Source organism: Nitrosopumilus sp. S6, assembly GCF_054515815.1.
Window position 1 is genome coordinate 41,923 of sequence record NZ_JBTNRI010000009.1, and the last position, 17,487, is coordinate 59,409.

Genomic DNA, 17,487 nt, shown 5'->3' on the forward strand with positions numbered 1-17,487 from the left:
TCTTGTCCCGTGGTAGCTCAGCCTGGTAGAGCTTCCGGCTGTAGTTGTTGGCTTTAGATGGCTGACCGAATAACAGCATATCAGGCATACAGAAACCGGGTTGTCGGTGGTTCAACTCCGCCCCGCGGGACCACATAATACTCTCTGAAAAAATAATTGTAAAAATAATAAAAAGATAGACTAGGTTAAGAAAACATAAGATGAAATCTTAAATTAAAAATTCATTGTCTACTCTGTTTTTTTGACTTTTTGTGCTGCTGGGCCTTTTTTGCCTTCACCGATTTCAAACTCGACTTTATCGCCTTCGTTGATGAATCCGTCTACATCTGTTTTGTGAACAAATAGATCGTCTCCACCTTCTCTTTCAATAAAACCAAAGCCCTTAGTACGGTTAAACCATTTTACGGTACCTTGTTCCATTTGGTTTTGAAATAATTTCTTCACTATATTAACTAAGATGTTTAATTAGAAATCTTTTGGAATATGTCCATTTTCCTTTAGCCATTCAACTTGAGGAAGTGTAAATCTCCAAACAATATCGCCTTTTTCAGCTTCGTTAAAGTCCCAAGGTGCAATAATTACAATATCATTATCTCTGATCCAAACTCTTCTCTTTAATTTTCCTCGAATTCTACCGCGTCTTGTGACATTGTCAGTACATTTGATTAAGACATTTTCGCCACCAAGCATCTTGAGAACTCTACCAAATAGTTCACCTTCTTCAGGAAGACGAATTTCTTTTAGTGCACTTTCACTTTTGACTTGGCGCTTACCCATAATAGTAATTTACATTATTAGCATATAACTGATAGGTTTTTGATTTTTACAATAAGTTTTATGCATTAAAATCCAAAAGAAATTATGGAATTCCGGTGTATTGATGAGTGTTCTCAATGCTGTATTGAAAGAGAATACTATCCAAGTAAAAAATTTGGAAAGATTGGAGTTTTGATATTACCAGATGAAAAAGAAAGAATTGAAAAATTAGCAAAGGAGAATAATCTAGATATCAAAATTTTACCCAGAATAGGAATTTCAAATGAGAGAGATGCAATTCCGACTAAAGTTTTAGCATATCAAATGATGGGAATTGAAAAAAATGGAAATACTTGTCCATTCTTAGATACAAAAAGTGGAAATAAGTCACCTCATAATGGATTCCCATGTAAAATTTATGAGGACAGACCTCTTGCATGCAGAACATATCCACTAATTGAATCAGATCCAATTACACTTGATGAAAAATGTAAATTTTGTAAAGAACATAAAACAGCAGATGAGAATCTAAATTCTGAAATAGAATCCTTGTTGAAAATCAAAGAACAGATGAGTACAGAGATGCCATTTATTTGGAGATTTGCTACAGAAGTTGGAGAAGCCCAAGACAGCAATCTGTTTGAAGCAGGTTGGTTCTTAGAAGAATAAGAACTCATGATACAAGTATAGAATTAGACAAAAATTCAATAGGCATTAGAATCTATAACAAGTATGAGTGAAGACGCTTGGTCTAATTTAGACAAAGTAGATCAGAAAATTATTGAAATTCTTAATAACAATGCAAGAACCCCGTCAAAGGAAATTGCGGCAGAATTAGAAAAGTCAGGACATGATGTTTCAGACAGAACAATCAGAAAAAGAATTGAACGATTGGAAAAAAGCGGAATCATCAAAGGATACAAAGCAGTTCTAACAGATGTTTCTGGAATTAACAAGTATCAATCAGTTTTGATGAAACTAAAACCATCAAAGTCACTTGAAACAGTTAGGGATTCTATTACAGAATTTGTTAAAAAATTGAATAATTATGTTCTTGTTGCAAATATGGAAGGAGAGTGGAACATGCAAATAATTGTTCAAATTGAATCTGAAAAAGATAACACATCAGAAAAAATTGTGGAAAAATTCTCTGAAGAATTAATTGATTATAGAATAAACGAAATAGACATTAGAGATGTAAACATTCTCAACATGTCATTGTTGTTATTGTAATAGAGTGTATTCAGACTCTGCTACATCTATTGCCTTTTTGACTTCATCAAGTGTGAAAGGTTTCTGTATAAATGCAGACACGCCAGAACTTAGTGTTTTGTTTACACGTTCAGTAGTTTTTTCATCAGCAGTAATCACCACAATTTGTAAATCTAATTTTTCCTTAAGTAATTTTTCTGCAACAGCATCACCTTCAAGATCAGGCAATCCCATATCTAAAAGAAGTATAGGATGTTTTCCTTCAGAAAATAAATTTTTACATCCTTTAACACCAGTTTTACCATTTTCAAAAACATGAATGTCAGAGTATCCTAATTTTTCAACATAAGTTTGTAATTTTAGTGCTATAGCTTTACTGTCATCAATAATTACAATAGGTCTTGTAACTTGAATAGGATCTAAGAACATTGTTTTTGCTTGTTGATAGGTATCTCTTGCTTTGTCAAATTCACCCAAACTCAAAAAACATTTGGAAGCACAAAGTAATGCACCTTTTACATTATTTGCATCCTTTTGATTAGAATATTTCAAAAATAAATTTCCAGCTTCTGTGATTTCATTTTCAGATTCTTTTCCATGTTGTTTTTTACATTCAGCAGCTAACAAATACAATAATGCAGATTTTACAGGTTCTGATTTTTTTACAGACTCAGCTTGATTTGTGAATAAAGTATGAGCAGTAATGAATTGTTTATTTTTTAGATGGGCTAATGCAACCTCGCTGCCAGTTTTAATATCCAATATTTGTTATGGAATTTTTTGATTTAATAAGATTTACAATAATCGGTTATGGATTGATAACTGCACGTCCAAGAATCTTACGTGCTTTAAGATCTTCTAATGCTGTATTTGCTTCATCCAAAGAATATCTTTTTGAGATAACCGGATTAATTGTTCCTTTTCTTGCAAGTCCAAGAAGTTCTACCATGTCATTATAATTTCCAGTGTATGCACCTTGAATTGTAATTGATTTGAGAGGAATAGTTACAAGAGACAACTCCAAAGAGCCGCCAAATAATCCAACTAGAACAAGGTTTCCTCTTTTTCTTAATACTGCCAAACCAGTTTTTACAGTTGGGGGAGCATTAACAAAATCAACAACACTATCTGCACCTTTATCATTACATATCGACATAATTTTTTGAACAGTGTCAGGATTTTTGGAATTTACAGTGAAATGAGCACCCATTTCTTTTGCAGTTTCTAATTTTGCATCATCTAAATCAACACAGATAATTTTTGCATCAGTGATCTCACTAGCAATTTGAACACCCATCAGTCCCAATCCGCCAGCCCCAACAATTACAATGAATTCTGGATAATTTTGATTTGCTTTTTTGATAGCTGTATATGCAGTAAGTCCAGAACATGCAAGTGAAGTTGCAGCATCAGGATCAACACCATCAAGTTTTGCTAAATATTTAGAATTTGGAACTAATACATAATCAGAATAACCACCATTTTGAAATAATCCCATTGATTTTGGAGTGTCACATAGATTTTCATTTCCAACTTTACATGCAGGGCATTCACCACAACCCATCCATGGAAAAACTAGTACATCATCGCCTACAGAAACATTAGAAACATTTTCTCCAATTTCTTCAATAGTTCCAACAATTTCATGACCAGGTGTTACAGGATATTTTACACCACGATCAGTAACTTTCAAAAATTGACCATCTCCTAGGTCATATCCACCCTCCCACAGATGCAAGTCACTATGACATACACCTTCAGACTTTACCTTAAGTAAAACCTGAGTTCCAGAAGGTTTTGGATTTTCAGATTCAGATATCATAAGAGGTTCATTTGGACCTGGAATCCTAGCAGATTTCATAAAATCACTTTTGGTATTAACAATATAAGAGTTGACTGGAAATGAGAAAAAAATAGAGCCCTTAGATATTATTGAATAGGAAGAAAAGATTTGCGTGAGTGAATCACCTACACCTAACAGTATTTCTCAGGAACCAGTAAACATTCTGTTCAGTCCTCAATCAGTTGTCAAAAAAGACGTGTGGGAGATTGATTTAATCCAAATTTTGAATTTATTGATAAAAATTCTTGAAAAATCAGGTAAGAAAGACCTCAAAGTAGCAGGGATGGCAGCATTATCATCATCATTAATTTACAGAATGAAAGTTGAAAGTATTTTTGCATTACAACGAGCAGCGATGGAGAAAAAACCAATGCATCAAAGAACCGATGTAGACATCGATTTAATCGATATGCCATACAGACACGAATCCACATATCCAGTATCATTGGATGATTTGCTAGGGTTATTACAAAATCTCATTGGCACAATTGCAAATCCACAATCAAGAAGAAATAGACAGGTGGAGATTGAACCAATCGAAGCGCCTGACTTTCAAGAATATTTTATTTCACTAGAGAGTATAATTGGAAAATATGAAGACTTGGTTATGAAAAAAATTGCTGATACAGGATATGGATTACTTCAAAATATAATTGCAGAATTAGATCCAGTAGATTCAATCAGATGCTTCTTTGCAATATTGTTTTTGGCAAGAGACCAAAAAGTGGATTTAGAACAGGTTGAAGAAGATATCAAAATTACAATAATAAAAGAAGAATTAACAAACTGATCAAAAATGAAGAAAGGATTTCTTTAACTATATTTTGGAGGAATGGACAAATAATTGACTAAAATTGAAAATATGGACGAGGCAACTGCTAGAGTAGAAGCCGCACTTTATTCAGCAGGTAGACCACTACGAGTAGAAGACATTATCAGAGCCTCAGGCACAGAATCAAGAACAAAGACACTAGATATTCTTCAAAATATTATGAAAAAGACAAAGTCTGCCTTCAAAGCACTCGAAGTAGTCATACTTCCAGATGGATCCTATGTGATGCAACTAAAACCAGAATATAGCTCAACAGTCAAAAGATACGCTTCAAAACCAGTTCTTCCAAATGCCACCCTTAAGACATTATCATACATTGCATATCAACAGCCAATATCATCAAAACAACTTGTAGAGGTTAGAGGTTCTGGAGTGTATGCACATTTGAAAGAACTCAGACAATTAGATTACATAAGTCATCAAAATGTTGGAAGAATCAAAATTTTTACTACAACAGAAAAGTTCCAAAAATATTTTGGAATTCAAGGAGATGTAGAGGATCTAAAACAAAGGTTATTCTCAAAAGTAAGAAAGACTGCAAGTGCAAGACACACAAATCCGGCACCTCAGATGACAACAGAAGTAAACTAAGTGAATTTTTTACTTTAAGGCTAATTTTTTGCGTTTTGTATAAATTAGAGTGATTCAGACAAGTTTTCGTGAGAAAATCAGTAGAGAATTTAGCAACCAGTAAAACAACTGGAGGAAGAAGACATCCACTTAGAATTAGACGAAAATATGAAACTGATAGATATCCAAATGAAGCTGTAACAGGAGCTCAAGTAACAGTAACAAGACATGTTCGTGGAAAGAATAGAAAAACAGCTGTTAAGACAATTGATTTTGTTAATCTTGCAACAGGAGATGCAAAAGTAAAGAAAACAAAAATTCTCAAAGTATTAGACAATGCAACAAACAATGATTACAAAAGACGTGGCATAATTACAAAAGGTGCAATACTTGAAACACAAGAAGGTAAATGCAGAGTTGTTTCAAAACCAGGACAAAACGGAATCGTTAACGCAATTTTAGTTAAGGAATAAAATGAAGGATTACGAACATATCGTAATCTGGTTGGATTATTTCAACAAGAATTTAAAAAAATCAAAAGGCAGAAGATTAGGATTAGAGAAATGTGTTTTTGATCCTTCGTTAAAAGAATTAATGGATGCAACAAAATCAGCAGGATTTGAAATCACAGAATCAGATGACAAAGTAAGATTTCCTAAAAGACCATTTGTCAGGTCAGGGTACGTTGTTTTACCAAAAGGATCCTCCAAGACAAAAATTCTTAACAAAATTTCCGAAAAACTTGTTGCAAAAAGGTCCAAACAATCAAAATAAAATCAAATCTAGCTCTTAGCTAAAGTAAAGTTGACAGAAGTCTATGATAAGAATATCATGATTAGTGTTTTTAATTGCAGGAGGTAGGCGAAATAATGCACCTAGCCGGTAGTGGCAGGGTAATCATTCAACTATCTAACAAGTTAGTTGAAGGACAGATACTCTGCGACGAGAAGGGAACTAGAGTTGCAAAAGTAATGGAATTGATTGGTCCGGTAAGGAGACCATTTGCATCCGCAACCCCATTAACAAACAACATCAAAAAATACATTGGCAAAAGTGTTTTCGCAACAGAACATTCTCCTGACAATTCAAAGAAAAAATTTAGGAGAAAAAGAAAATGAACATACTAGAAAAACAAAACTGTCCTGAATGTCAAGCAACAGTAGTTAGTGACATGCAGAACGGAGAAATAATCTGCTCTGGTTGTGGCGTAGTAGTTGATGATCAAGTAGCAGATTATGGTCCAGAAACAATAAGTTCGAATCTAGAAGACAAAATGAAGTTAGCAAGAGCAACCGGACAAACAACTTATTCCCAACATGATTTGGGAATTACAACTGAGATAGCAATTAGTACAAAGGACTTTAGTGGAAAAACAATTAACCACGAAGTTGCAAACCAAATGCACAATCTCAGAAAGTGGCAACAAAGAGTAAGAGTATCCACACCAAAAGAAAGACGACTTGCAAATGTTTTAACAAAAATGGGAGAAACATGCGATGGTCTAGGTCTTTCAAAAAATGTGTTGGAAACTGCTTCTATGATATACAGAAACTTGGATGGACATGTTGATGTGAAGGGAAAATCAGTAGTAAGCATTACAGCAGCTACAATTTACATGGCATGCAAACAATGTGACGTAGTAAGATCACTAGAAGAAATTATTCGTGGAATATGTCCACCAAAAGACGTTAAATCAAAAACAAAACTTGCAGCAAGATACTATAGAACCATGGTAATGGAAATGGGACAATTAACTGCCCCAGTGGTAACCATGGACAAATACATCTCAAAGATAGCAAACATGACACAAACTGAGGTCAGAGTCGAGAGACTAGCCTTAGAAATAGCAGAAAAAACAAAAGACAGCAGTATTGCAGATGGAAAAGCTCCAAACGGAATTGCTGCAGCATATCTCTATGTGTCATCAGTCCTGCTTGGTCAAAACGTACTACAAAGAGACGTTTCAAGTATTGCAGGAGTAACTGAAGTTACTATCAGAAATAGATGTAAAGAGATTCTAACAAATTACAAACTCAAAATTACTTTGAGACCATCTCTGGCCAAATATTAACACCCCCCCCCCCTCTTTTCATTTTATTATCAAAACTACACGTTAGGATTAGCTAAATTTCGTCGGTATTATATATAGAAACAAAACATTGCGCAACATGGCAGTTCTTGAAATCAAAGATCTTCATGTAAAAAGAGAAGGAAAAGAAATTCTCAAAGGAGTTAATTTGAAAACAGGACCTGGAGAAGTTCATGCCATTATGGGACCTAACGGTTCAGGAAAAAGTACACTAGCTTACACATTACTTGCACACCCAAAATATGAAGTAACACAAGGAGATATTTTGTTAGACGGTGAAAGCATTTTAGAATTAGGTGCAGATGAAAGAGCAAAGAAAGGATTGTTCTTAGGATTTCAATATCCAACAGAAGTTTCAGGTGTAGGATTTTCTCACTTTCTTAGAACAGCGTACAACTCTTTAAGTAAAGCACTAGAAGGTGACGATAGAGAAGTATTCATCACAGTAAGAGAATTTCAAAAATATCTTAAAGAGAATTTAGAAAAAGTTGGATTAAAAGAAGAGTTTCTTTCAAGATATCTTAACGAAGGTTTCTCAGGAGGAGAGAAAAAAAGAGCAGAAGTTTTACAAATGGCAGTATTAAAACCAAAAATTTCAATTTTAGATGAACCAGATTCTGGTTTAGATATAGATGCAGTTCAAGCAGTTGCAAAAGCAATCAGTAAGGTTTCAGGTAAAGATGCAACAGTAATAGTCATTACTCACTATGCAAGAATTCTAAAATTCTTAGACAAATTAGATTTCGTTCATGTATTTGCAAGAGGCCAAGTTCTCAAAACAGGGGATGCATCTCTTGCAGACAAACTCGAATCAGAAGGATATGATTGGGTTTTAGAACAAACTGCATAATCCGATTTTAGAAATTTCATAACAGAAAATCTAGTTTTTATTTAAATAGGGTTTTTGAATTGTACAGAACATGTCAGAGAATGATGAACAATATTATTTTAATTTCTCATTTTTCAAAGTTGATCCAAAATGGCGATGGATGGCAGACTTGGCAAAAGAAGAGTCTGCAAAAGAAGTTGAGAATATTTTAAAAAATTCAGGAATAAGATATAGATCATATTCTAATTTAGGGTTAAGAGACGATGCAGATTTTCTATTATGGTTTGTTGCAAATTCTGTAGAAGAAATACAAACAGCAATAGAAAAATTATACAAAACAGTTTTTGGGAAATACATCATTCCATCAAGAACATATCTATCATGTTCAAGACCATCAATCTATGTTAAAGGACAAGGGAAAGAACACGGATTCATTACTGGAATGGAACCAAAGAAACATGTCATAGTTTACCCATTTACAAAGACACGAGAGTGGTACCTATTACCTCAAGAAAAAAGACAAGAAATAATGGATGAACACATTGAAGTCAGTAAAAAATATCCACAAATTATCCTAAACACAACTTATTCATTTGGAATACATGATGAAGACTTTATGTTAGCATTTGAAGTAGACAACATTAGAGACTTTCAAGACTTGATCATGGATTTAAGAGAAACACAAGTTTCAACATATGTAAAAAATGATATTCCAATGATTGTATGTGTCAAAAAGGATATTGTCCCATTGATTTCTAGTTTAGGTTAGAAAATTCTTAAAAAAGCAAATATCACGTATGCAAATCTTGGATAAACATAAATGATGAAATCAAAAATTTTGAGATAGTTAAAGGATCAGATGAAAATGAATTACAATAAACTAGGAAAATCAGGAATCAAAGTATCAGAACTAGGTTTTGGTGCATGGTCTATTGCACTTGATTGGTGGGGCAAAAAAATTGAAGAAGATGAGGCTAAGAGAATGTTGAAAAAAGCATATGATCTTGGAATTAATTTTTTCGAAACAGGAGATATGTATGGAAAAGGAAAAAGTGAAAAGATAATTGGAGAAGTTTTCAAAGACATGAGAGATGAGGTAGTACTATCAACAAAATATGGGTATGATTTTTCGGAAGTGGAACAAATAGGACATAGTGAATTACCACAAAAATTTGATGAGGATTTCACAAGAAATGCATTAAGAAATAGTTTAGAGAGATTACAAACTGATCATTTGGATATGTATGGATTACACAATCCAAAATTAAATCATATTAAAGATGATAAAATTTTCAATGTTTTAGATAGTTTTATTCAAGATGAGTCCATCAAAACATACCAAGTTGCATTAGGACCAGCAATTGGGTGGACACGTGAAGGGCTAGAGGCAATGGACAGGGACAACGTCAGTGCAGTTCAAACAGTATACAATATTTTAGAACAAACTCCTGGTAATGAGTTAATGAAAAAAGCTGTTGAAAAGGATGTAGGTATTTTAGTTAGAGTTCCAGAAGCATCAGGAATCTTAACTGGAAAAGTAAATGCAGATACAAAGATAGATGAAAAAGATCATAGATCAGTAAGAAAAGGAGAATGGATTAAAGCATCGTTACAAAAAGTTGAGCAATTAAGACCTATTGCAGACAGAAATGGTTTAACAATTACAGAATTAGCAATGAAATTCATTATGAGTAAGGAAGGATTTGGATCAGTGTTTCCAACAGTAGTAAGTGAAGAAGAAATTGTAAACTATGTTGAGATGACAAAAGGATCATACATATCATCATCAGATATGAAAGAAATTGATGATTTGTACAATACATGGCCAGAGTACGAATTAAAAGCAACACCACAAGCAAGTTAATTTGCAAATGGATTTTCCGATAGATTCTCAAAAAACACTAGAAGTTATTGAAAGAATGAAGCTTGCCAAAATAGGAGAATACAAGAAATGGGAAACAATAATTAAAAAAATAAAAAAAGATGTGCCTCTAAACCAAGGAGAACTAGAATATTATACTAATTTAACACGAATTTACAAAGATTCTGCCATTTCAAGTAGAAGTAAGATTTACCACACAAAACTATCAGAACAGGATGAAAAACCACCATGTAAAGAATGTGGAGAAAATTCATCATTTTATTGCAACATGAATGATCAGTATTTTTGTACAACTCATGTCGTAGGACATGATGAAAATGAGGTTTAGGAAACAGGGACTGTTTCTTCTAAAGAGAAGGAGTTTTCTACAAAATACTCTACACGGGTCTTTTTGAATTCACGTGAACTAAAGAGAATCTTATAATCATCTACATGAATTTGATCCTGAATTGTCTTTGCCATTTCATTTGCTTCATCATGGGTTTTACAATGAATCATTGAAAACACATTGTAAGGCCAGTCAGGATACGTAGGGCGTTCATAACAATGACTTACTTGAGGGAAAGCACCAAGTTGTGCACCAACATCAGAAATTTTATCTTCAGGAACTTTCCATACAATCATTCCATTTGCAGTAAACCCAACTTGTCTGTGTCTTAAAATGGCAGCAAATCTTCTCATTACTCCAATTTCTTCATAGTATTTCATCTTTTCAAATAATTCATTTTCAGTTATTCCAAGATTGTTTGCAGCTTTGAGAAATGGTTCATCAATGATATCCATGTCTTTTTGCAATTCACGGATAAAGTCTTTATCTTCTTCAGTTGGAAGAAATTTTACATTTTTGATTTCTTTCTTTTCTTCAGTTGGAGCAACTTCATGTTTTTTTTCATCAACCATGTCTAGTTTTACACCAATTTTGAAGAGTTGTAAAGTAGGAAGCATTCGTACTTTTTTAATTCCTTTTAACACATTGAATTTATCCAGTTCTGTTTTCAAATCAGAACCAGGTGGGACTGCTAAAGTAAACCAAAGATTGAATTGATGATCACGTTCATAGTTATGGCTAACACCAGGATGCCGATTAATTTGACTTGCAACAGATTCTAGCTTGTCATGTTCAATTTCCATAGCAACCAAAGAACTAGTATAACCAAGTTTTCGAGTATCAAAAATTGCACTGAGTTGTCGTAAAACGCCAATTTCTTTAAGTTGTTTTAGTCGCTCTTTTACAATTTCAGGAGTAGTATCAAATTTCTTTGCAATTTCATCAAAGGGTCTAGTAACAAGAGGAAATGTCCATTGAATTTCGTTTAGAAGTTCTTTGTCTAATTCATCCATAGAGGTCATATGACAAAGACTCTTCCATTCAATTAAAAATGTAGCTGGGTGTACGGGTAGAAATTTTAATACATAAATAGAAAATGAAGGGTTTTTGATCGATGATAGTAGACCTGAATCTTCAAGAAAAATCAGTAATTGTAATTGGAGGAGGAAACGAAGCACAAAAAAGAATCAATTCTTTGATGAGACAAGGTTGCAATATTACAATAATTAGCGATAAAGTAATCCCACAAATCACAAAACTTGTCAAATCAAAAAAAATTCAATTAAAAAAACAAAAAATTCAAGATACTAAATTCATCTCAAAATTTAAACCAGACATTATAATTACAACAACCAATGATAAAAAACTAAATCAAAAAATCATCAATGAAGGAAAAAAGAAAAAAATCATTACATATAGTTCAGATAATCCTGAAGAAAGTGATTTCTCAAATCCTGCCATAATTGATTTTGAAAAAATGATTCAAATTGCTATTTTTACTGGAGGTAAAAGTCCTGCAATGTCAAAAAAACTGAAGGAAAAATCAGAAGAAGTGTTTAAGAAAATCATTACAAAAGAAGACATTGGCCAGATCAAAATTCAAAAGATCGCAAGAGATATTGCAAAAGAAAAGATTACAGCCACAACAGAAAGAAAAGCATGTCTTCGTAGCATCATGACCGATAATGAGATTGATCAGTTAATAAAAGACGGTCAGATGAAAAAAGCTGAGAAAAGAGCCATTACAATAGTGAGGAATTGGAAATGAATCAAAATATCATTAATGCACGTATAACTTTTCGTAATTCACCAATCCATATTTTAGAACAATTCACAATAAAAGACATTGAAGAAGCATATGAGCAATTTAAGAAACATTCAGGATTAGATGAATGTGTTATAATTCAAACATGTAACAGAATTGAATTATTTGGAAAATCAAAGAATCAACAAGTAGACAAGATAAAGAAAACATGGGCATCATTAGCAGGATTAGAAGAACAAGTTTTTGATGAAAACATGGAAGTTGAAGAGAATCAAAATGCTTTGCATCATTTATTGAAACTAACGTCAGGTTTGGATTCCATGGTATTAGGTGAAGAGCAAATTCTAGGTCAAATAAAAAATTCTATCACTTCAGCAAGAGAGCAAAAAGCATCAGGTCAACATCTTAATACATTATTTGACAAAGCAATTAGAATAGGCACCAGAATCAGAAACTCCAGTGGGATTGGCAAGGGTGGAATATCAGTAGGATCAATGGCAGTAAAACTTGCAGAAGAAAACATTGATGAATTAAAAACAAAAAAAACATTATTGATTGGAACAGGTGAAGTTTCTACACTAGTTGCAAAATCATTACAAAGACGAGGATATGCATTTGATGTTACAAGTAGAACACTTAGCAGATCAAAGACATTTTGTGAAACTATGGGAGGAAGCCCAGTCAAATTTGAAGAAGTTCTTTCAGGATTTGATAATTATGATGTGATATTTGTTGCAACAACTGCACCGTATTTTCTTGTAACACATGAACGAATCATAGAAGCAATGAGAGATAAAAACAAAGGAATGATGATTTTGGATTTGTCAAATCCAAGAACAGTAGATGAAAAAGTTGCAACTATCGGAGGAGTAAAATTGATGAATCTTGATCAAATTGCAGAAATGGTTGAAAAGAACATGAATGCTAGATTAAACAAGGTAAAAACCGTTGAAAATATAATTAACGAAGAAGTATCTGTATTAGAAGCCTCAATGAAAAGACTAGAAGCAGAACCTCTTGTAAAAGATGTTTTCAAGAACATTGAATCACTTAGAGCAAAAGAGCTGCAAAAGGCACTTCAGATGTTAGATGAAAAAGATGAGAAAAGAATCAAAATTATTGATGAACTAACCAAAGCAGTAGTTGAGAGTATTGTTTCAACACCAATGAATAATATCAGAAAAGCTTCTGAGCAAGGAAATCCAGAGGTAGTAGATTTGGCAAGCAAACTCTTTGACTATAAAAAAGAAGAGCAGGCAGACTAGGATTATATTTTACCCAAAGAGAATTTCTAATATGTCATTTCCAACTAGACGACTACGCAGATTAAGAACATCAGATAAAATGAGAGAGTTAGTTCAACAAACTACACTTTCTCCAAAAGATTTCATTTGTCCAGTATTTGTTCAAGAAGATCTAAAGACAAGAACCAAAGTTGAATCAATGACAGCAATTGAAAGACTACCATTAGATGATGTTAACGATGAAGTTGGAACCATAAGTGATTTAGGCATTCCTGCAATCATGTTATTTGGAATTCCAACTCAGAAAGATGATGCAGGTTCTTCGGCATTTGACGATAATGGAATTGTACAAAAAGCAATTTCTCAAATTCGAGAAAACTTTGGAGACAAGATGGTAATTATGGCAGATGTATGTCTATGTCAGTTTACCTCCACAGGACATTGTGGAATTATTCAAGGAAACAAAATCGATAATGATACTAGTTTAGAAACACTTTCAAAGATTGCATTAAGTCAAGCAAAAGCAGGGGTTGATACAGTTTCACCTTCTGCAATGATGGATGGTCAAGTTGCAGCAATTAGGAAAACACTTGATGATGAAGGATTTTCAGATGTTTCAATAATGTCTCATTCTGCAAAACATCGTTCAAACTTTTATGCACCATTTAGAGATGCAGCTGAATGTGCACCAAAATTTGGAGATAGAAAAACATACCAAGTGCCATATACAAATGCTAGAGAAGCAATGATGGAAGTAGAAACAGACATCAATGAAGGAGTAGATATTGTTATGATAAAACCGGCATTATCATATTTGGATTTGATTGCAGAAACAAGAAGAAAATTCAATGTTCCAGTTGCAGCATACAGTGTTTCTGGAGAATATGCACTGGTAAAAGCGGCATCACAATTAGGATATGTCAATGAAAAAGACATGACCGAAGAGATACTATATTCAATAAAGAGAGCGGGTGCAGACATGATAGTAACTTATTTTGCGAAATCTGCTTCAAGATTTCTTCAAGAATCATGAGAAACGACGAACGTTATGAGATTCAAAGGGCATTTGATTTACTTCCACATGTTATTGGTGCAAGTTGGGCATCAGTTGAATTTAGAATGAAAGGCATCAAAAAACCCACAAGAGAGGAGTTTCGTGGGAAAACTCTAGAATATCTAAAGATGGTCGAACCAGTCTTTGAATCATATCCTAATGATGAGGAATTTGATGCAATTCGAAAGTACATCGATTTTAGAAAAAATGAAGAATATGAGAAAATTATTGCAGGACTAAATGGAGAGATAGAGAAAAGATACGACAGATACGTAGATTATGGTTAAACTTCTTGGTTTAGTTGTTTAAGATAATCTTTTAGAATTCTTGTTCTTCTTTTTGCCTCTTGTTTTCCAGATTTTGTATTCATTAGAGATTCAAGTTTTAACAATTTTTGAAAGAAATGATCCACAGTCCATGTTTTGTCATCAGGATTTCTTTTTTTACAAAAAGGATCATCGATGTTGTAAAAAGGTCTCTTTAAAGAACCGCCTGTAGCAAAAACTCTAGCAATACCAATTGCACCTAATGCATCCAACCTATCAGAATCTTGAAGTATTTTTCCTTCAATAGTTTTAGGGATTTTCTTTTGAGAAAAACTATGATCACGAATAGCATCTGAAACAATTGTAATTTCATTTTCATTAAAATCATATTTTTTTAGTATTTGTTTTGACTTTTTTGCACTCTCAATTGAAGACATTTTTGAGCGCTTGTCTGATTTGGGATAAGAAACAATATCATGTAATAATGCAGCACTTAGAACCAATTTCTCATTTGCTTTTTCTTTTTTGCATATTTTTTGTGCGTTTTTGTATACTCTCATAATATGCTCAAAGTCATGAGCAGGATCATTTTCCATAATCTTTTTTACGTCTTTTTTGAGTAATTCAAGAACTTTCATTTAGAATCTCCATATTTTTGGTTTGACAAATTTAATTTTTCTCTGAGTAATTAATACTGTCCAATTTATTGATGCAAAGAGAACAATCACTCCTATTCCTATACCATCAATTAATAAAATTCCAGTTAAACGATCCTCAAAAATTTCCAAGAAAGGTTGTAAAACTGCATTTCCAAAGTAAATCATTATAATGTATGAGATTGTTCTACCAAACCAAAATCCAACATAGATTCCAATACTTTTTGCACGCATTAACCCATATGTGATAAACAGCATATTGCTTGGGAGAGGAGTAGCACCAAAAAGAAATGATGCAATCAAATAACCATATTTTTTCTGATTAAGATAATCACCAATTATGTCAAGATTTGATTTTTGTTCTTCTCCAACAAACTTTCTAAATAATCCACTAATTTTTTTGAGGAAGAATCTACCAATAGTAGCACCTGTTGCACCAACCATAGCAAGAATCACAATATTCAAGCTAGGATCCAAGAGATAGAAAGATGTCAATACGATCCAGCTTGGAGGCATTAAGATTGGAGAGGCATTTACAAGAATTAGTACAAGAAAAATTCCAAAATAAGATAATTCTCCAAAAATTTCAAAAATATCTACCATCTTTCATAGAATATGCTAGTTTTTTTGCTTCTAAACCCTTGGATCATGGTTAGTCATGAAAAAATTTCATTCTGATCCAAAAAATTAAAAAAATTACATATTTTTCAAAACAATGATCATGTATTGTAACAAATTGGATCAATCATGCAATATCTTTATAAGCAAATTATGCCTAAACTTAGGCATGTCCGAGATGGTATGGAAGTGTTTTAGATGCAATCTATCATTCAAGGACGAAAGTGTAGCAGAAATGCACAAACAGATTTCAGAGCATTCTGTAAGCAAAGTTAAAGCACTTGTTGCTTAATTTCAAAAATTTATGATTTTATAGAAAAATTAGTGCAGAGAGTGGGATTTGAACCCACGAACTCCTGAGAGAAGGGATTTCCTATTTTAGAAGATCTTGAGTCCCTCTCGGTTGACCGGGCTTCGATATCTCTGCAATGAGAATGGTAAAAGAGCAGTATTTTTCGATTACTATTTGGATAAATTGGAAAAGTGATCTGTTAATTTAACGGGATTTTAACAAAGCTTATAATCGTGCACAATGGACTCAAAAATACATGGCAGAATTCATACCAATTGCACAAGTAAAAAAAATGCGAAGTGGAATTAATGCTAAAGCCGAAGTAAAAAGTAAAGGAGACCCAAGAACTGTTAATCTAAAAAGTGGAGGAACAGTAGATGTCTGTGATGCGGTTATAGCTGATGGTGAAACTGAAGATGACCAAATGAAATTGACATTGTGGGGTGATGACATCAAAGCAGTAAATGTGGGGGATGTTGTTGTAATCACAAATGGATACACCAATGAATTCAAAGGTGAAGTGTCTTTAACAAAAGGCAAATTTGGTCAGATGGAAGTAAATCCTCAATAATTTCTTTTATCATCATAATTATTTTTCAAATCTACCAGAATCACTATAACTCCAATAATGGAAATAATAATTCCTAAAATTAGCAAAAATCCAGACACCATTAAAGGTAAAACCATATTCATTACAGGAGAATCAGGATTTGTGAAAGATTCAGAATTTTCTGGATCTTCAGAAAACATAGTAACTACAGAAACATCACGTGTACCAATATTCTGGACTTCAAGATTTAATGTATCAGATTGAGATATTTGTAATACTTCAAAAAGAATAGGTTCATCTTGCACAAACGTTCCATAATCATCACCAAAAATATTTGAGACTGTAATAGATAGTTCATCTCCAGCCTGATAATCAATAATTTGAATACCCCACAAAATAGGAACATCAGAAGAATAAGTGGCGTAAGAAAAATAGGCCGAATCATCAGGCATGATTTGGGTTTCATCAGATATTTCATCAAACATATCTTCAAACAACGAGGACACAAACAAATCACCAGATCCAGGAACACTGGTTGGAATAGCAGAGACTGCAATTGAGAGAGAAATAATTACTAAAATAACACCAATGATAGTAATTACAGGGCCACGCTTTTTCATTGTAAAAATTCAGATAAAACCTACTTTAATGTTATAGGAAAACAATTAAGGATTTTTCTAACGTTTTCTTTTCTTTTTAGT

At 33.1% G+C, this 17,487-nt stretch carries 26 protein-coding genes and 2 tRNA genes; 19 read left to right on the forward strand and 9 right to left on the reverse strand.

Annotated features, from left to right (window positions below; genetic code table 11):
• Positions 1-6: 6 nt before the first annotated feature.
• A tRNA-Tyr gene (locus tag ACX12B_RS07125) sits at positions 7-133 on the forward strand.
• Positions 134-228: 95 nt separating this feature from the next.
• Here the strand turns inward: ACX12B_RS07125 and ACX12B_RS07130 are convergent.
• Both ACX12B_RS07130 and ACX12B_RS07135 read right to left on the reverse strand, forming a co-directional pair.
• Positions 229-420: a cold-shock protein gene (locus tag ACX12B_RS07130; protein ID WP_014962828.1), complete on the reverse strand. Its 192-nt coding sequence runs from the start codon at positions 418-420 to the stop codon at positions 229-231.
• Positions 421-465: 45 nt separating this feature from the next.
• Positions 466-777: a translation initiation factor eIF-1A gene (locus ACX12B_RS07135; RefSeq protein ID WP_012214909.1), complete on the reverse strand. Its 312-nt coding sequence runs from the start codon at positions 775-777 to the stop codon at positions 466-468.
• An 84-nt stretch (positions 778-861) separates the two neighbouring features.
• On the opposite strand from ACX12B_RS07135, the gene ACX12B_RS07140 reads away from it, so the two are divergent.
• Together ACX12B_RS07140 and ACX12B_RS07145 are read left to right on the forward strand one after the other, a co-directional pair.
• A complete protein-coding gene (locus ACX12B_RS07140) occupies positions 862-1,425 on the forward strand; it encodes a YkgJ family cysteine cluster protein (RefSeq protein ID WP_459353338.1) in 564 nt (187 codons plus the stop codon).
• A 63-nt stretch (positions 1,426-1,488) separates the two neighbouring features.
• Positions 1,489-1,989, forward strand: a complete 501-nt coding sequence (locus ACX12B_RS07145) for an Lrp/AsnC family transcriptional regulator (protein ID WP_459353339.1) — start codon at positions 1,489-1,491, stop codon at positions 1,987-1,989.
• Here ACX12B_RS07145 and ACX12B_RS07150 read toward each other — a convergent pair.
• Both ACX12B_RS07150 and ACX12B_RS07155 read right to left on the reverse strand, forming a co-directional pair.
• Positions 1,981-2,730, reverse strand: coding sequence for a response regulator (locus tag ACX12B_RS07150; protein WP_459353340.1), 750 nt, complete (start codon positions 2,728-2,730; stop codon positions 1,981-1,983). The genes ACX12B_RS07145 and ACX12B_RS07150 overlap by 9 nt on opposite strands.
• 46 nt (positions 2,731-2,776) lie before the next feature.
• Positions 2,777-3,829, reverse strand: coding sequence for an alcohol dehydrogenase (locus tag ACX12B_RS07155; protein ID WP_459353341.1), 1,053 nt, complete (start codon positions 3,827-3,829; stop codon positions 2,777-2,779).
• 94 nt (positions 3,830-3,923) lie between these two features.
• Between ACX12B_RS07155 and ACX12B_RS07160 the strand changes: the two genes are divergently transcribed.
• The 10 genes from ACX12B_RS07160 to ACX12B_RS07205 all read left to right on the forward strand — a co-directional run bounded on the left by ACX12B_RS07160 (position 3,924) and on the right by ACX12B_RS07205 (position 10,341).
• The gene (locus tag ACX12B_RS07160) at positions 3,924-4,601 is read left to right on the forward strand and encodes a chromosome segregation protein ScpA (protein WP_459353342.1); all 678 of its coding nucleotides are present in this window, start codon (positions 3,924-3,926) and stop codon (positions 4,599-4,601) included.
• Positions 4,602-4,655: 54 nt separating this feature from the next.
• Positions 4,656-5,234: an SMC-Scp complex subunit ScpB gene (gene scpB, locus ACX12B_RS07165; RefSeq protein WP_459353343.1), complete on the forward strand. Its 579-nt coding sequence runs from the start codon at positions 4,656-4,658 to the stop codon at positions 5,232-5,234.
• Between the two features lie 68 nt (positions 5,235-5,302).
• Entirely contained in the window at positions 5,303-5,686 is a 384-nt protein-coding gene (locus ACX12B_RS07170) for a 30S ribosomal protein S8e (protein WP_141976156.1), read from the forward strand.
• Position 5,687: 1 nt separating this feature from the next.
• The gene (locus ACX12B_RS07175) at positions 5,688-5,987 is read left to right on the forward strand and encodes a signal recognition particle subunit SRP19/SEC65 family protein (RefSeq protein ID WP_459353344.1); all 300 of its coding nucleotides are present in this window, start codon (positions 5,688-5,690) and stop codon (positions 5,985-5,987) included.
• A gap of 74 nt (positions 5,988-6,061) precedes the next feature.
• Positions 6,062-6,331, forward strand: coding sequence for an H/ACA ribonucleoprotein complex subunit GAR1 (locus ACX12B_RS07180; protein ID WP_459353345.1), 270 nt, complete (start codon positions 6,062-6,064; stop codon positions 6,329-6,331).
• Positions 6,328-7,284, forward strand: a complete 957-nt coding sequence (locus tag ACX12B_RS07185) for a transcription initiation factor IIB (protein ID WP_459353346.1) — start codon at positions 6,328-6,330, stop codon at positions 7,282-7,284. The genes ACX12B_RS07180 and ACX12B_RS07185 overlap by 4 nt, the downstream gene beginning before the upstream one ends.
• Before the next feature lie 97 nt (positions 7,285-7,381).
• Entirely contained in the window at positions 7,382-8,152 is a 771-nt protein-coding gene (sufC, locus tag ACX12B_RS07190) for a Fe-S cluster assembly ATPase SufC (protein WP_459353347.1), read from the forward strand.
• A gap of 70 nt (positions 8,153-8,222) precedes the next feature.
• Positions 8,223-8,900: a chlorite dismutase family protein gene (locus ACX12B_RS07195; protein ID WP_459353348.1), complete on the forward strand. Its 678-nt coding sequence runs from the start codon at positions 8,223-8,225 to the stop codon at positions 8,898-8,900.
• Positions 8,901-8,996: 96 nt separating this feature from the next.
• On the forward strand, positions 8,997-9,995 hold the full coding sequence (locus ACX12B_RS07200) for an aldo/keto reductase (RefSeq protein ID WP_459353349.1): 999 nt from the start codon (positions 8,997-8,999) through the stop codon (positions 9,993-9,995).
• A 7-nt stretch (positions 9,996-10,002) separates the two neighbouring features.
• Entirely contained in the window at positions 10,003-10,341 is a 339-nt protein-coding gene (locus ACX12B_RS07205) for a hypothetical protein (protein WP_459353350.1), read from the forward strand.
• On the opposite strand, the gene ahbA is transcribed toward ACX12B_RS07205, so the two are convergent.
• The gene (ahbA, locus tag ACX12B_RS07210) at positions 10,338-11,354 is read right to left on the reverse strand and encodes a siroheme decarboxylase subunit alpha (protein ID WP_459353360.1); all 1,017 of its coding nucleotides are present in this window, start codon (positions 11,352-11,354) and stop codon (positions 10,338-10,340) included. The two genes, ACX12B_RS07205 and ahbA, sit on opposite strands and share 4 nt — an antisense overlap.
• A 101-nt stretch (positions 11,355-11,455) precedes the next feature.
• On the opposite strand from ahbA, the gene ACX12B_RS07215 reads away from it, so the two are divergent.
• The 4 genes from ACX12B_RS07215 to ACX12B_RS07230 are packed head-to-tail and all read left to right on the forward strand — an operon-like array spanning position 11,456 to position 14,691.
• Complete coding sequence (locus tag ACX12B_RS07215; protein WP_459353351.1) at positions 11,456-12,109, forward strand: precorrin-2 dehydrogenase/sirohydrochlorin ferrochelatase family protein; 654 nt, start codon at positions 11,456-11,458, stop codon at positions 12,107-12,109.
• Positions 12,106-13,371: a glutamyl-tRNA reductase gene (hemA, locus tag ACX12B_RS07220; protein WP_459353352.1), complete on the forward strand. Its 1,266-nt coding sequence runs from the start codon at positions 12,106-12,108 to the stop codon at positions 13,369-13,371. Before ACX12B_RS07215 ends, hemA begins: the two co-directional genes overlap by 4 nt.
• A gap of 31 nt (positions 13,372-13,402) precedes the next feature.
• Entirely contained in the window at positions 13,403-14,383 is a 981-nt protein-coding gene (hemB, locus tag ACX12B_RS07225; protein ID WP_459353353.1) for a porphobilinogen synthase, read from the forward strand.
• Positions 14,380-14,691, forward strand: coding sequence for a hypothetical protein (locus ACX12B_RS07230; RefSeq protein WP_459353354.1), 312 nt, complete (start codon positions 14,380-14,382; stop codon positions 14,689-14,691). The genes hemB and ACX12B_RS07230 overlap by 4 nt, the downstream gene beginning before the upstream one ends.
• Here the strand turns inward: ACX12B_RS07230 and ACX12B_RS07235 are convergent.
• The gene (locus tag ACX12B_RS07235; RefSeq protein WP_459353355.1) at positions 14,688-15,308 is read right to left on the reverse strand and encodes an HD domain-containing protein; all 621 of its coding nucleotides are present in this window, start codon (positions 15,306-15,308) and stop codon (positions 14,688-14,690) included. The two genes, ACX12B_RS07230 and ACX12B_RS07235, sit on opposite strands and share 4 nt — an antisense overlap.
• Positions 15,309-15,929, reverse strand: coding sequence for a hypothetical protein (locus ACX12B_RS07240; RefSeq protein WP_459353356.1), 621 nt, complete (start codon positions 15,927-15,929; stop codon positions 15,309-15,311). It lies immediately after the preceding gene.
• A 184-nt stretch (positions 15,930-16,113) separates the two neighbouring features.
• Here ACX12B_RS07240 and ACX12B_RS07245 point away from each other — a divergent pair, with 184 nt between their 5' ends.
• Entirely contained in the window at positions 16,114-16,236 is a 123-nt protein-coding gene (locus ACX12B_RS07245; protein WP_428326581.1) for a hypothetical protein, read from the forward strand.
• Between the two features lie 33 nt (positions 16,237-16,269).
• Here ACX12B_RS07245 and ACX12B_RS07250 read toward each other — a convergent pair.
• A tRNA-Leu gene (locus tag ACX12B_RS07250) sits at positions 16,270-16,371 on the reverse strand.
• A 121-nt stretch (positions 16,372-16,492) separates the two neighbouring features.
• Between ACX12B_RS07250 and ACX12B_RS07255 the strand changes: the two genes are divergently transcribed.
• A complete protein-coding gene (locus tag ACX12B_RS07255) occupies positions 16,493-16,807 on the forward strand; it encodes a single stranded DNA-binding domain-containing protein (protein ID WP_428326580.1) in 315 nt (104 codons plus the stop codon).
• On the opposite strand, the gene ACX12B_RS07260 is transcribed toward ACX12B_RS07255, so the two are convergent.
• Positions 16,801-17,406, reverse strand: coding sequence for a hypothetical protein (locus tag ACX12B_RS07260; protein WP_459353357.1), 606 nt, complete (start codon positions 17,404-17,406; stop codon positions 16,801-16,803). The genes ACX12B_RS07255 and ACX12B_RS07260 overlap by 7 nt on opposite strands.
• Positions 17,407-17,487 lie beyond the last annotated feature (81 nt).

Bases quoted from the DNA above. Each gene is read 5' to 3' on its own strand.
- ACX12B_RS07130 (WP_014962828.1), bottom strand. From the start codon at position 420: ATGGAACAAGGTACCGTAAAATGGTTTAACCGTACTAAGGGCTTTGGT.
- ACX12B_RS07135 (WP_012214909.1), bottom strand. From the start codon at position 777: ATGGGTAAGCGCCAAGTCAAAAGTGAAAGTGCACTAAAAGAAATTCGT.
- ACX12B_RS07140 (WP_459353338.1), top strand. From the start codon at position 862: ATGGAATTCCGGTGTATTGATGAGTGTTCTCAATGCTGTATTGAAAGA.
- ACX12B_RS07145 (WP_459353339.1), top strand. From the start codon at position 1,489: ATGAGTGAAGACGCTTGGTCTAATTTAGACAAAGTAGATCAGAAAATT.
- ACX12B_RS07155 (WP_459353341.1), bottom strand. From the start codon at position 3,829: ATGAAATCTGCTAGGATTCCAGGTCCAAATGAACCTCTTATGATATCT.
- ACX12B_RS07175 (WP_459353344.1), top strand. From the start codon at position 5,688: ATGAAGGATTACGAACATATCGTAATCTGGTTGGATTATTTCAACAAG.
- ACX12B_RS07185 (WP_459353346.1), top strand. From the start codon at position 6,328: ATGAACATACTAGAAAAACAAAACTGTCCTGAATGTCAAGCAACAGTA.
- sufC (WP_459353347.1), top strand. From the start codon at position 7,382: ATGGCAGTTCTTGAAATCAAAGATCTTCATGTAAAAAGAGAAGGAAAA.
- ACX12B_RS07195 (WP_459353348.1), top strand. From the start codon at position 8,223: ATGTCAGAGAATGATGAACAATATTATTTTAATTTCTCATTTTTCAAA.
- ACX12B_RS07200 (WP_459353349.1), top strand. From the start codon at position 8,997: ATGAATTACAATAAACTAGGAAAATCAGGAATCAAAGTATCAGAACTA.
- ACX12B_RS07205 (WP_459353350.1), top strand. From the start codon at position 10,003: ATGGATTTTCCGATAGATTCTCAAAAAACACTAGAAGTTATTGAAAGA.
- ahbA (WP_459353360.1), bottom strand. From the start codon at position 11,354: ATGGATGAATTAGACAAAGAACTTCTAAACGAAATTCAATGGACATTT.
- ACX12B_RS07215 (WP_459353351.1), top strand. From the start codon at position 11,456: ATGATAGTAGACCTGAATCTTCAAGAAAAATCAGTAATTGTAATTGGA.
- hemA (WP_459353352.1), top strand. From the start codon at position 12,106: ATGAATCAAAATATCATTAATGCACGTATAACTTTTCGTAATTCACCA.
- hemB (WP_459353353.1), top strand. From the start codon at position 13,403: ATGTCATTTCCAACTAGACGACTACGCAGATTAAGAACATCAGATAAA.
- ACX12B_RS07230 (WP_459353354.1), top strand. From the start codon at position 14,380: ATGAGAAACGACGAACGTTATGAGATTCAAAGGGCATTTGATTTACTT.
- ACX12B_RS07235 (WP_459353355.1), bottom strand. From the start codon at position 15,308: ATGAAAGTTCTTGAATTACTCAAAAAAGACGTAAAAAAGATTATGGAA.
- ACX12B_RS07240 (WP_459353356.1), bottom strand. From the start codon at position 15,929: ATGGTAGATATTTTTGAAATTTTTGGAGAATTATCTTATTTTGGAATT.
- ACX12B_RS07245 (WP_428326581.1), top strand. From the start codon at position 16,114: ATGTCCGAGATGGTATGGAAGTGTTTTAGATGCAATCTATCATTCAAG.
- ACX12B_RS07255 (WP_428326580.1), top strand. From the start codon at position 16,493: ATGGCAGAATTCATACCAATTGCACAAGTAAAAAAAATGCGAAGTGGA.
- ACX12B_RS07260 (WP_459353357.1), bottom strand. From the start codon at position 17,406: ATGAAAAAGCGTGGCCCTGTAATTACTATCATTGGTGTTATTTTAGTA.